This is a genomic window from Bradyrhizobium sp. CW1, from assembly GCF_023100665.1.
GTDB lineage: Bacteria > Pseudomonadota > Alphaproteobacteria > Rhizobiales > Xanthobacteraceae > Bradyrhizobium > Bradyrhizobium canariense_D.
Window position 1 is genome coordinate 3,032,468 of record NZ_CP064684.1, and the last position, 12,422, is coordinate 3,044,889.

The following is a 12,422-nucleotide window of genomic DNA, read 5'->3' on the forward strand; positions in this document are numbered from 1 at the left end:
GCGATCCCCCCGCCTTAGGGCTTGGCGGGCGGCACGACCTCCTGCTCGACCAAGCCGAGGTGCCCCGGCAGTGAACCAGCGCGCAGCAGCATGGCGACGCTGTTTGCTTCCTCCAGGGTGAAATTGCCGGAGATCTGGCCCGAGCCGCCGGTGATGGGCTCGCGGATGATGGGGGCGGAGATCACCTTTCCGTCGAGCACGATGGCGAAGGGCTTTGCGATATTCTCTTCGGTGATGTGGGCAAAGCGCCGCGTGCCGCGGCCGTTGAAGCGGAACGAGGCGATCGGCTCTTTCGTGGCGCTCGCAAACCCCGGGCCCGCATAGCTGATGTCGTCGCCCTCGAGCACGCTGTCCTTGGCGACCAGATAAAGGCTCTTGTCCTTGAAGCCGGGCAGGACTTCCGTGCCTGCCGGTGGCGTGCCGGATTGCGCCTGCTCCGGCGGCACCGAGAGGTCGATCAGGCGGAAGCCGACCTTGACCCTGCGGGCGAAGACCGCGGTGACGCGCTCGGGCTCCATCACACCGGGCAGGAAGATGCGGATGCGGTCGGTCCCATCGGGCTGGACGCTGGCCAGCTGGACGCCGGCCTCCTTCAGACGCTGCTCGATCATGGCGATGGCATCTTCGACGAGTTCGTGCAACCGCGCGGCGGATGCCGCATTGGTCGGCGCGAGCCTGACCAGTCCGTCGCCGCCGTCGGTCACGGCGAGTGCATGCGACGGCAATCCTTCCGCGGCCGACGCGAGCTTGCGCGCGAGTTGCTCGCGGCCCTTGACGTCGGCAATCTTCAACTCGACGCCGCCGTCGCGGATCGCAAGACCGGAGAAGGCGATCTTGCCCTCGCGCAGGTTCTTGTAGACGTCGTCGCGCAAATCCGTGACTACGCTCTCGCGCAGGCCATCGGTGTCCACCTTGTAGACGATGCGTGACCCGCCGAGCTTCTCCATCTTGTCGCCGATGAAGGCCGAGATCTTGGCGCGCATCTTGTCGAGCTGGCCGTCCTCGGCGAGTGCCGCGCGGGGGAGGGCGATCACCGATGTCATGATCCCCGCTGTCACGGCGAGCGCGATGAACAGCCGGGTAGCGCAATCCCGCGGGGGCGTAGTCATGATCACCTCAGTCTTGCGCCAGGGCGCTGGCGAGGACGCCGGCATGTGAGTCCTATGCCAGTTCTTGGTCCCCGGATCGGGCGCGCAGGTTCAAAAGCCTCTCACCACAGCCCGAGGCCGTTAGGTCATGGACGAACGCCAAATCATCCATCATTCTGCCCGTGCTCGGCCGGCCATCGGTCGAGGCCCCGCCAACCCCAAAAGTCAAAAGACAGGGCGCGGGGAAATGCATCTGAGGGAGGACGGAATTCCATGGCGGGCATCCATGCGCTCGATCGGCTCATCGGCAGCGACTATCCCGACCTGGCGACGGACGCCGAGGTTCGAGCCTTCGAGCAGGTCCCTTACGCCGATCGCGTCGCGGCCGAGAGCACTTACGACGCCATCAGGCTGGGTGCGGTCCGCAACCCCGACGGGCCGGCGCTCCAGTTCCTGCAAAATGCCGATCCCACCGACACGCCGGTCGTGGTCACGTACCGCGACTTCATCGCGCGCGTCACGCAGGCCGCCAACATGCTTCACGCGCTGGGCGTGGAGAAGGGCGACGTCGTCAGCTTCATGCTGCCGCTGGTGCCGGACGCCTTTGTAACGCTGTTCGGCGCGGAAGCCGCCGGCATCGCCAATCCCGTCAATCCGCTCCTGGAGCCGCACCAGATCGCGGAGATCCTCGAGGCCGCGAATACGAAAATCCTGGTGGCGCTCGGGCCGATGCCGGGCACCGACATCTGGCAGAAAGTCGAGCAGATCAGGCCGCAACTCAAGCAGCTCAAGGCGATCGTGCAGGTGTTCGGTGCTGGCGATCCGGCGAGAGGAATCTTTGCCTTCAACGACCTCATCAAGCCGCAGCCTTCGGACCGCCTTATCAGCGGACGCAAGATTCTCGGCAGCGACATCGCCGCCTATTTCCACACCGGCGGCACCACCGGCACGCCAAAGCTGGTGCGGCACACGCATGCCAACCAAGTTTATCAGGCCTGGGCGCTCAATCTGCTGCTGAAGTCGAAGCCGGGCGCCAACATGCTGTTCGGCATGCCGCTGTTTCACGTCGGGGGCTCGTTGACGCAGGTACTGACGACGCTCTCGGCCGGCGGTTCGCTGGTCGTGCTGTCGCCGAGCGGATGGCGCAACCCGAATGCGGTGAAGAACATCTGGCAACTGGTCGAGCGCTTCAAGCCGGAGGCGCTGTCGAGCGTGCCGACGGTACTCGCCGCGACGCTCGCGGTACCGCCTGGCAATGCGGACATCTCCAGCCTGAAATATGCAGCCGGTGGGGGCTCCGCGATCCCGGTCGCGGTGGGGTCTGCGATCCAGGACAAGCTCAAGCTGCCGGTCGTCGAGGTTTACGGCATGACCGAGACCTCGAGCGTGCACACGCTGGCCTATCGGTCGCGGCCGATCCGGCTCGGTTCGGTCGGCCTTCCCATGCCTTACGCGCGGGTCCGCATCGTCCAGCTCGATGCCGAGGGCAAGCTGATCCGCGACTGCGCGCCGGACGAGATTGGCGTCGTCATCATGGCTGGCCCAGGCGTGTTCGGCGGCTATCTCAACGACGAGCACAACAAGGGTGCCTTCGTCGACGAGGTCTGGGTCAATTCCGGCGATCTTGGCCGGCTCGATGCCGACGGCTATCTCTGGATCACCGGCCGCGCCAAGGATCTCGTGATCCGCGGCGGCCACAACATCGATCCGGCGCCGATCGAGGAGATCATGTTCCGCCATCCCGCCGTCGGTTTTGCCGCGGTGGTCGGTCAGCCCGACGCCTATGCCGGCGAGCTGCCGGTCGGTTACGTGCAGCTGAAGCCGGGCGCGACTGTCGAGCCGGGCGAGCTGGAGACATGGGTGCGCGAGCGTACGCCGGAGCGCGCAGCTGTCCCGGTGCAGGTCATCCCGATCGATCCGATGCCGGTGACGGGCGTCGGCAAGGTGTTCAAGCCGCAGCTGCGCTGGGACGCAGCCCAGCGCGTGTTCACGAAGGTGCTGACACCGCTCACTGAGCGCGGCATCGACTGCAAGGTCAGGGTCGGTGCTCACGGCAGCCACGGTTCGATCGCGACTGTGACGCTGGCGGGCCTGCCGGCGGATCAGCGCGAGGCGGTTGCGAGCGAGGTGCACGCACTGCTTGCACCGTTCGTGATGCGCCACGAGGTGGTGCAAATGTAACGGGCCAAACAGACGGCCTTGGCGTCAGTTCGAGAGCAGGGCGACGCTTCGCCGCATTATCCATACCCCCGATAGAGCCCCTTATGTGACAAATATCACATAGGAAGAATTGGCAATTGAGCCATGGTCCGAATAGTCTCGTGGAATTGCATCCGGGGGGACGCAAGTGATTCCGTTTCGGATATTTGTTTTGTTGATTTTGGCCATTGGCCTCGCCTGCGGACCGGCCCATGCGGACCGGCGGGTGGCGCTTGTCATCGGCAATTCCGCCTACAAGAGCGCGCCCAAGCTCGGCAATCCCGTCAACGATGCCACTCTGGTCGGCGGCATGTTCAAGAAGGCGGGCTTTGATTCCGTCGATGTCAGGCTGGATCTCAGCGCCAGCGAGATGCGGCGCATGTTGCGCGAGTTCGCCGGCAGGACCCGCGATGCCGATATGGCGGTGATCTATTACGCCGGCCACGGCATCGAGCTGGAAGGCACCAACTATCTCATTCCGATCGACGCGACGCTGGAGACGGATGGCGACGTGCTTGACGAGACCATCGCGGTCGAGCGCGCGCTGTTCGCGGTCGAGCCGGCCAAGCAGCTTCGTCTGATCATCCTCGACGCCTGCCGCGACAATCCGTTTTCCAAGAGCATGAAGCGGACGCTGGCCTCGCGCGCGATCGGACGCGGGCTTGCGAAGGTCGAGCCGACCAGCCCCAACACCATGATTGCGTTCGCGGCGAAGGCCGGTTCGACCGCGTCCGACGGCGATTCGAGGAACAGCCCGTTCGCCGTCGCATTGGTCGAGCACTTGCCCAAACCGGGCCTAGATTTGCGCAAGGCGTTCGGCTTTGTCCGCGACGATGTGCTGAGGAGCACCGGGAACAAGCAGGAGCCCTTCGTGTATGGCTCGCTGGGCGGCGATGACGTGCCGTTGGTTTCTGCCAAGCCGGCTGCAACCGGTCCGCAGGCAAATCCGCAGGATTCTATTCGCAGGGATTACGAGCTCGCGCTGCAGCTTGCCACGCGGGACGGTTGGGAAGCCTTTCTGGCGCAATATCCCGAAGGCTTCTATGCCAACCTGGCCAAGGGCCAATTGAACAAGATCGGCGCCGAGGAGACGCGCGCGTCGGCCGAGCAAAAAGCCAATGCGGCCGAGCAGCAGAAGGCAAGGCTCATTGCCGAACGCGCCCAGAAGGCCGAGCAGGACAAGGCGGCCGCGGCGGCCAAAACCGCCGAAGAGGCCCGGATCGCGGCGGAGAAACAGAAGCAGATCGAGCAGGCGAGGACGGAGGCAGCGGAGCACCAGCGCAAGCTGGCTGAGGCTGCCGCGGCGAAAGCACAGGCCGAGAAGCAGGCGGCGGAGAAGGCCAAGGCCGAACTTGCTGCCAAGCAGGCCGCAGAGAGGGCCTCGGCGGAGGCGGGTGCGAAGCCCGCGGCCGACCGACAGCTGCCGCAGGCCGGGACCGAGAAGGTTGCCGCGCTTTCGTCCGCGCCGGCATCCACGCTTTCGGCAGCCGATCTGGCGAAATCCCTTCAGAGCGAACTGCGCCGCGTCGGCTGTCTTTCGGCCGCCGCTGACGGCGACTGGAACGCCGCAACGCAGCGCTCGCTGACGCTGTTCAACAAATATGCCGGCACCCAGTTCGACGCGAAGCTTGCGAGTGTCGACGCGCTCGATGCGCTGAAGGCGAAGCCGGGGCGGGTCTGCCCGCTCGTGTGCAATTTCGGTTTCAAGGCCGACGGCGATCAATGCGCGAAGATCACCTGCCGCGCCGGCTATCATGTCGGCGACGACAACGAGTGCGAGAAGGTGCCGGAGAGAAAGCCGCCGCCTACCGCCCGCGACGAGCCCAGAAGGCGCGACCGGGACCGGAAAGACGCCGAGTCCGCAGCGCCGAAGTCCCAAGCGTCTGGACAGATGATCTGCAACAACGCGGGATGCCGGCCGGTCGCAAAGGGCTGCCGTCTCGGAACGACGAAGCTCAATATAGGATCGAGCGTCACCACCGAGGTTTGCAATTGAGTGTGTATCGGCTCGTCGCTGTAATGGTCTTTGCGACCTGGCTCGCTTGCGGGCCGGCCTGTGCCGACAAGCGCGTTGCGCTCGTCATCGGCAATTCCGCCTATAAGAACGCGCCGCGGCTCGCCAACCCGGTGAACGACGCCGGGCTGGTCGGCGGCATGTTCAGGAACGCAGGCTTCGATACGGTCGAGATCAGGCTGGACCTCAATGCCAGCGAAATGCGACGATCGCTGCGCGAGTTCGCGGCCAGGACGCGCGATGCCGACATGGCGGTGATCTACTATGCCGGCCATGGCATCGAGCTGGACGGCAGCAACTATCTCGTTCCGACCGATGCCATGCTGGAAACCGATGGCGACGTCCTCGACGAGACGGTCGCGCTGGATCGCGCGCTGTATGCGGTCGAACCGGCCAAGCAGCTTCGTCTGGTCATTCTCGACGCGTGCCGCGACAACCCGTTCGCCAAGACGATGAAGCGCACGCTGGCCTCGCGCGCGATTGGCGGCGGGCTTGCCAAGGTCGAGCCGACCAGTCCGAACACGATGATCGCCTTTGCGGCCAAGGCGGGATCGACGGCGTCGGACGGCGACTCCCGCAACAGCCCGTTCGCGGTGGCGCTGACCGATCATCTGCCGAAGCCCGGGCTCGACTTGCGCAAGGCATTCGGGTTTGTCCGTGACGACGTCTTGAAGAAGACCGGCAACAAGCAGGAGCCGTATGTCTATGGCTCCCTGGGCGGCAGCGACGTGCCGCTGGTGCCGCTGAGGCCAGTCGCAGCAGGTCCGCAGGCAAACCCGCAGGACAGTGTGCGCAAGGACTACGAGCTGGCGCTTCAGGCCGGCCTGCGCGAAGCCTGGGAAGCATTCCTCCAGACCTATCCGGACGGCTTTTACGCCAACCTCGCTCGTGTGCAGTTGAAGAAGATTGCCGCCGAGGAGGATCGCACGGTGGCGACCGAGAAGGCGCGTCTGGCCGAACAGGAGAAGGCGAGGCTCGCGACCGAACGAGCCCAGAAGGCCGAGCAGGAGAAAGCCGCCGCAGCTGCCAAAGCCGCGGAAGAGGCGAGGATCGCGGCCGAGAAAGCCAAGCAGATCGAGCAGGCCAAGGCGGAGGCGGCCGAACGAGATCGCAAGGCGGCGGAAGCTGCCGCGGCCAAGTCGCTCGCGGAGAAGCGGGCGCTCGAGAAAGCGGCGACGGAGGCCGCAACGAAGCAGGCGGCGGACAAGCAGGCGGCTGATGCCGAAAGCAGGAAGGTCGCCGCGCTGTCGCCGCCGCCAAGCTCCCCGCCGCCCGGCGATCTCGCGAAATCCGTTCAGAGCGAGCTGCGCCGCGTCGGCTGTCTTTCGGCCGCCGCTGACGGCGATTGGAACGCCGCATCGCAACGCTCGCTGACGCTGTTCAACAAATATGCCGGCACCCAACTCGACGCGAAGCTTGCAAGCGTCGACGCGCTCGATGCGCTGAAGGCGAAGCCAGGACGCGTCTGTCCGCTCGTATGCAATTTCGGCTTCAAGGCCGACGGCGATCAATGCGCGAAGATCACCTGCCGCGCCGGCTATCACGTCGGCGATGACAATGAATGCGAGAAGGTGCCGGAGAAGAAGCCGGTGGTCACGCGCGAGGATTCGAGGCGCGACCAGGACCGCAAGGAGGCGGAGTCCGCGGCTCCGAAGTCGCAGTCCTCTGGGCAGATGATCTGCAACAACGCCGGATGCAGACCGGTCGCAAAGGGCTGTCACCTCGGGCCGGTGCCCAATGCGAACGCCAGCGCCAAGATCACCGGCGAGGTCTGCAACTGAGGGCCAGGCAGCGGTGATGTCCGGCCGGACCAGACACGTCTGCGGTTGAGGTGAGGGTAGGCGACACGAGGCTTGCGTGCCCCGCCGCAAGCGAGCATCATTCCCAAAAAAAATGGGGAAAACCGATGCTTGAGCTCTCGCGCCGCAGTCACCTTCAGCAATTGTCGGCCGTGCTCGGATCCGCCGCGCTGCCTGGGTGGTCGAGATGCGCTAGGGCTTCGGAGGCAGACATTCCCCCTGAGGGCATCGGCAAGGGCATCAAGCACATCTCCTACAGCGACATCGGCGGACGGCCCGACAGCGTGCAGGTGATGTTCAACCGGCAGCATGTCTATGTCGGACATATGTTCAGCGACGGCGTGACGGTCCTGGACGCATCCGATCCGCGTGCGCTGAAGCCGGTCAATTTCTTCACCGCGGGACAATACACTCGCACCCACCATTTACAGGTGGCGGAAGACCTGCTGCTGCTTGCAAACGGCGCCAACATCGTCGCGATGCAGTCCTACGACAATATGCGCGGCTATTTCGAGAACACGCTGGTCGACAGCATCACCAAGGCCAAGAAATTCCGCTGTGGGCTGTCGATCCACGACATATCGAAACCGAACGAGATGCGCGAAATCGCATTCCTCGAAATGCCCGGCTTCGGCATCAATCGGCTGTGGTGGCCGGGCGGCCGCTATGCCTATGTATCGGCGCATCTCGACGGGTTCACCGACCACATCCTTTGCGTGGTCGATCTCAAGACCATCACCAAGCCGGAGATCGTCGCGAAATGGTGGCTGCCGGGCATGAACCGTGCGGCCGGCGAGCCGGCAACGCCGAAGGGCAAGCGCTTTGCGCTCCATCACATGATCACGGCGGGTGATCGCGGCTATGCTGCCTGGCGCGATGGCGGCTTCACCATTCACGACATCAGCGATCCCGTGAATCCAAAGCTGCTGTCCCACATCAACTGGTCGCCGCCCTTCGCCGGCGGGACGCATACGCCGCTGCCGCTGCCCAAGCGACAGCTCGCAATCGTCGCCGACGAAGCGAACGCGGACAATTGCGCCAAGGGGCTGTTCCATACATTCGTTCTCGACGTGCGCGCGCCGGCAAATCCGGTGCCGATCGCGACCCTGCCGACCCCGCGCGACCGCGATTTCTGCACGAACGGCACCTTCGGTCCGCATAATCTGCACGAGAACCGCCCGGGCTCGTTCCAGAGCGAGGAGACGATCTTCGCAACCTACAACAATGCCGGCGTCAGGGTGTTCGACGTCAGGGACGCCTTCGCACCGAAGGAGATCGCGTATTGGGTGCCGCCGACACCGAAAAAGCTCATCGATCCGCGCCCGAACGTCGCGCTCGCGGCCAAAACCTGCGACGCCTATGTCCGGCCTGACGGGCTGATGTTCGTCTCCGACTGGAACGCCGGCATGCACGTGCTGCAATATCAGGGATGAGCGGTGTTGTAGGGTGGGCAAAGGCGCGAAGCGCCGTGCCCACCATTTGCAGCGGAGAAGTTTGTGGTGGGCACCCTTTCGCTTTGCCCACCCGGCGAGACCTGCACTAACCCGCCGGCATCCGCGTCTCTACCAGGCGCGCCCAATACGACGCGCCGTGGCCGAGGATGTTGTCGTTGAAGACGTAGGCCGGGTGGTGGCACTCGTTGCCGTCGCCCATGCCGACCAGGATCATCGCGCCGGGGCGTGCTTCCAGCATGAAGGAAAAATCTTCGGCGCCCATCATCGGAATGAACTTGTCGTTGACGCGCTCGGCGCCGACGATGTCGCGGGCGACGTCGGCGGCGAGGCCGGCCTCGCGCGCATGGTTCATCGTCACCGGATACATGCGCGTGTATTTGGTCTCCGCCGAGCCGCCATAGGCGCGCGCGATGCTCTCGGCGACTTCGCCGATGCGGCGCTCGACGAGATCGCGCACTTCAGGGTCGAGCGTGCGCACGGTGCCGCCGAGCTCGGCGATCTCCGGGATGATGTTGAAGGCCGTACCGGAGTGGAATTGCGTGATCGAGATTACGGCGGACTTCAGCGGATCGACGTTGCGCGCGACGATCGACTGCAGCGCATTGACGATCTGCGAACCGATCAGCACGCTGTCGATCGACTTGTGCGGACCCGCGCCGGCGTGGCCGCCCTTGCCGTGGACCGTGATCTGGATGTTGTCGGAGGAGGCGAGCATCGCGCCGGGCGTGGTCGCGAAATGTCCTTCGGGCAGGCCCGGCATGTTGTGCATGCCGTAGACCTCCTGGATGTTCCAGCGCGTCATCAGCCCATCCTCGACCATCGCCTTGCCGCCGCCGCCGCCTTCCTCGGCGGGCTGGAAGATCACCACGGCCGTGCCGTCGAAGTTGCGCGTCTCGGTCAGGTATTTTGCCGCGCCCAGCAGCATCGCGGTATGGCCGTCATGGCCGCAGGCGTGCATCTTGCCCGGGACCTTCGATGCATAAGGCACGCCCGACGTCTCCATGATCGGCAGCGCGTCCATGTCGGCGCGCAGGCCAATGGTCTTGCCCGAGGCGGATTTGCGGCCGCGGATCACGCCGACGACGCCGGTGCGGCCGATGCCCGTCACCACCTCGTCGCAGCCGAACTCGCGCAAGCGGTCGGCGACGATGCCGGCGGTGCGGTGGACGTCGTATTGCAGCTCCGGATTCTCGTGGAAGTCATGGCGCCAAGCGGCCATTTCGTCGGAGAGGGCGGCAACGCGATTGACGATGGGCATGGAGGCTCCGTCTCTGTTGTTGTTGCCGGATGAGCGAAGGGACATCCGGGATCTTTGTGAGAGAAGTTCCGGGTATCGCTGCGCTCACCCGGGTTACGAATGACGCTCAGCTTTCACCGAACACGCGCTTGAAGATCGTGTCGACGTGCTTGAAGTGATAGCCGAGGTCGAACTGCTCCTCGATCTCGGCGTCGGTGAGATACTTCTTCACGTCAGCGTCCTTCTTCAGGAGCTGGAGGAAGTCGCCCTCGCCGCGCCAGACCGGCATGGCGTTGCGCTGCACGAGCTTGTAGGCGTCCTCGCGGCTTGCGCCCTTCTGCGTCAGCGCCAGCAGAACGCGCTGCGAATGCACGAGGCCGCCGAGGCGGTCGAGGTTCTTCTGCATGTTGGCGGGGTACACCAGCAGCTTGTCGATCAGGCCGGCGAGGCGCACCAGCGCGAAGTCGAGCGTCACGGTCGCGTCGGGGCCCATCATGCGCTCGGCGGAGGAGTGCGAGATGTCGCGCTCGTGCCAGAGCACGACGTTCTCCAGCGCCGGCGTCACATAGGCGCGCACCATGCGCGACAGCCCGGTGAGGTTTTCCGAGAGCACCGGATTGCGCTTGTGCGGCATCGCGGACGAACCCTTCTGCCCTTCGGAGAAGAACTCCTCGGCTTCCAGCACTTCGGTGCGCTGCATGTGGCGGATCTCCACCGCGAAACGCTCGACCGAGGAAGCGATCACGCCGAGCGTCGAGAAATACATCGCGTGGCGGTCGCGGGGGATGACCTGCGTCGAGATCGGCTCGGGGACGAGGCCCATGGCTTTCGCAACATGCTGTTCGACGCGCGGATCGATCTGGGCAAACGTGCCGACCGCACCAGAGATGGCGCAGGTGGCGACTTCCTTGCGCGCCGCGATCAGGCGCTCCTTGGCGCGCGAGAATTCCGCATAGGCGTAGGCGAGCTTGAGGCCGAAGGTCACGGGTTCGGCGTGGATGCCGTGGCTGCGGCCGATGGTCGGCGTCATCTTGTGCTCGAGGGCGCGCTTCTTCAGCGCCGCCAGCACCTTGTCGAGGTCGGCGAGCAGCAGGTCGGCGGCGCGGGTGAGCTGGACGTTGAGGCAGGTGTCGAGCACGTCGGAGGACGTCATGCCCTGATGCACGAAGCGCGCTTCGGGGCCGACGATCTCGGCGAGGTGGGTGAGGAAGGCGATGACGTCGTGCTTGGTCTCGCGCTCGATCTCGTCGATGCGGGCGACGTCGAAAGTGGCGTCCTTGGCCTTGGCCCAGACCGTTTTGGCGGCCTCCTTGGGAATCGTGCCGAGCTCGGCAAGGGCGTCCGCCGCATGCGCCTCGATCTCGAACCAGATCTTGAACCGGGTCTGCGGCTCCCAGATCGAGGCCATTTCCGGGCGGGTATAGCGGGGGATCATTGGACTGCTCCAGGAAGGTGGGCGGGCGACTCAGAAGGGGCGACCTGCCAAAATGCTTTTTACGCCGTGACTTAGCAGAGCGGGGAGAGCGAAACAAACGGCACCGGCAGCGTAGCGGGGGATGATTGGGCTGGGTGGGGGCATCGCGCCGGCCGCAGCGGGGGCGCTGGGCGGCCCGCGCCGTAGGGGACCGCAGATATTTAACTGTCAATCACGGATCATTGACTGACAGATATTGAAATCTGTCAGCAAGACGTGTATATCTGTTGTCGGACGCTCCGATTGGGCGTCTGGCGGCATCCCGGGAGCCCGACGTCCCAAGCAAATGGGGGATTGAGGGTCGCAATTGAACAACAGGGACCGCCAATTGATTGGAGACTTACGACAATGACGACCGAAATCATCAATTTGACCGGGACGATTGGGCACTGGCTCAATTTACTGGTGGCGCGCCAGATCGCGGCGCAGGCTGCAAAACTGCCTCATTAAGGCGAGAGCTTTCCGAAACGACCGGCACGGGCGCTTCGGAAGCAGCTCTGTCGCCGGGTAACTGAGCCCTCAACGGGAACATGGTGCTGGCATGAACGAAGCCGTTATCTTGACGCCGGAGCGGATCCTCGAAGTCACCGAGGACGTGTTGCGGCGTTACGGACTGGCCAAAGCCACCGTGGTCGACGTTGCCCGTGCGCTCGATGTGAGCCATGGCAGCGTCTATCGCCATTTCCCGAGCAAGGCTTCACTGCGCGAAGCGGTTGCCAAACGCTGGCTTGACCGCATCGACGCGCCGCTGCTGGCGATCGCCAAGGAGCAGGGCCCGGCGCCTGACAGGCTCGACCGCTGGCTGCGCACGCTGTTCGCCGCCAAACGTTCGCGTGTGCTCGACGACCCCGAGATGTTCGACACTTATCTGACCCTGGCGCGCGAAGCCTGCGCGGCCGTCAAATGTCACAAGGACACCATGATCGACCAGATCGCGGCAATCCTGTCCGACGGCGTGACGCAGGGCGTGTTCGCCGTCGATGACGTCAAGACCACCGCGCGTGCGATCTTCGATGCCACAGTCCGCTTTCACCATCCGGCCCATGCCGACGAGTGGAAGGATGCCGATCTCTCGGCGCGTGTCGATGCGACGCTGGCGCTGGTATTGCGCGGGCTGAAGGCGTAGGCCGAATACTCCACGCGCTGTTCCAAAGCCG

8 protein-coding genes are annotated in these 12,422 nt (G+C 64.7%); 5 read left to right on the forward strand and 3 right to left on the reverse strand.

What is annotated here, in order from left to right; translation table 11 throughout:
• Nucleotides 1-14 precede the first annotated feature (14 nt).
• Entirely contained in the window at nucleotides 15-1,109 is a 1,095-nt protein-coding gene (locus IVB54_RS14665; protein WP_247777300.1) for a preprotein translocase subunit SecD, read from the reverse strand.
• 252 nt (nucleotides 1,110-1,361) lie between these two features.
• On the opposite strand from IVB54_RS14665, the gene IVB54_RS14670 reads away from it, so the two are divergent.
• The 4 genes from IVB54_RS14670 (at nucleotide 1,362) to IVB54_RS14685 (ending at nucleotide 8,533) form a co-directional block, all read left to right on the forward strand.
• Nucleotides 1,362-3,269 carry an acyl-CoA synthetase gene (locus IVB54_RS14670; RefSeq protein ID WP_247456856.1) on the forward strand — a complete coding sequence of 636 codons (1,908 nt, stop codon included), beginning with the start codon at nucleotides 1,362-1,364 and terminating at the stop codon, nucleotides 3,267-3,269.
• A gap of 190 nt (nucleotides 3,270-3,459) precedes the next feature.
• A complete protein-coding gene (locus IVB54_RS14675) occupies nucleotides 3,460-5,283 on the forward strand; it encodes a caspase family protein (RefSeq protein ID WP_247777301.1) in 1,824 nt (607 codons plus the stop codon).
• 23 nt (nucleotides 5,284-5,306) lie between these two features.
• Entirely contained in the window at nucleotides 5,307-7,082 is a 1,776-nt protein-coding gene (locus tag IVB54_RS14680) for a caspase family protein (RefSeq protein ID WP_247456872.1), read from the forward strand.
• 125 nt (nucleotides 7,083-7,207) lie between these two features.
• Nucleotides 7,208-8,533 carry a hypothetical protein gene (locus tag IVB54_RS14685; protein WP_085358876.1) on the forward strand — a complete coding sequence of 442 codons (1,326 nt, stop codon included), beginning with the start codon at nucleotides 7,208-7,210 and terminating at the stop codon, nucleotides 8,531-8,533.
• A 106-nt stretch (nucleotides 8,534-8,639) separates the two neighbouring features.
• Here IVB54_RS14685 and IVB54_RS14690 read toward each other — a convergent pair whose 3' ends face one another.
• Nucleotides 8,640-9,812, reverse strand: coding sequence for a M20 aminoacylase family protein (locus IVB54_RS14690; RefSeq protein ID WP_247377868.1), 1,173 nt, complete (start codon nucleotides 9,810-9,812; stop codon nucleotides 8,640-8,642).
• Nucleotides 9,813-9,918: 106 nt separating this feature from the next.
• Nucleotides 9,919-11,226 carry an adenylosuccinate lyase gene (gene purB / locus IVB54_RS14695; RefSeq protein ID WP_247377866.1) on the reverse strand — a complete coding sequence of 436 codons (1,308 nt, stop codon included), beginning with the start codon at nucleotides 11,224-11,226 and terminating at the stop codon, nucleotides 9,919-9,921.
• A gap of 580 nt (nucleotides 11,227-11,806) precedes the next feature.
• Between purB and IVB54_RS14700 the strand changes: the two genes are divergently transcribed.
• Nucleotides 11,807-12,391, forward strand: a complete 585-nt coding sequence (locus tag IVB54_RS14700) for a TetR family transcriptional regulator (RefSeq protein ID WP_018455555.1) — start codon at nucleotides 11,807-11,809, stop codon at nucleotides 12,389-12,391.
• The last annotated feature ends 31 nt before the right edge of the window (nucleotides 12,392-12,422 follow it).

Bases quoted from the DNA above. Each gene is read 5' to 3' on its own strand.
- IVB54_RS14700 (WP_018455555.1), top strand. From the start codon at position 11,807: ATGAACGAAGCCGTTATCTTGACGCCGGAGCGGATCCTCGAAGTCACC.
- IVB54_RS14665 (WP_247777300.1), bottom strand. From the start codon at position 1,109: ATGACTACGCCCCCGCGGGATTGCGCTACCCGGCTGTTCATCGCGCTC.
- IVB54_RS14670 (WP_247456856.1), top strand. From the start codon at position 1,362: ATGGCGGGCATCCATGCGCTCGATCGGCTCATCGGCAGCGACTATCCC.
- IVB54_RS14690 (WP_247377868.1), bottom strand. From the start codon at position 9,812: ATGCCCATCGTCAATCGCGTTGCCGCCCTCTCCGACGAAATGGCCGCT.
- IVB54_RS14685 (WP_085358876.1), top strand. From the start codon at position 7,208: ATGCTTGAGCTCTCGCGCCGCAGTCACCTTCAGCAATTGTCGGCCGTG.
- IVB54_RS14680 (WP_247456872.1), top strand. From the start codon at position 5,307: ATGGTCTTTGCGACCTGGCTCGCTTGCGGGCCGGCCTGTGCCGACAAG.
- purB (WP_247377866.1), bottom strand. From the start codon at position 11,226: ATGATCCCCCGCTATACCCGCCCGGAAATGGCCTCGATCTGGGAGCCG.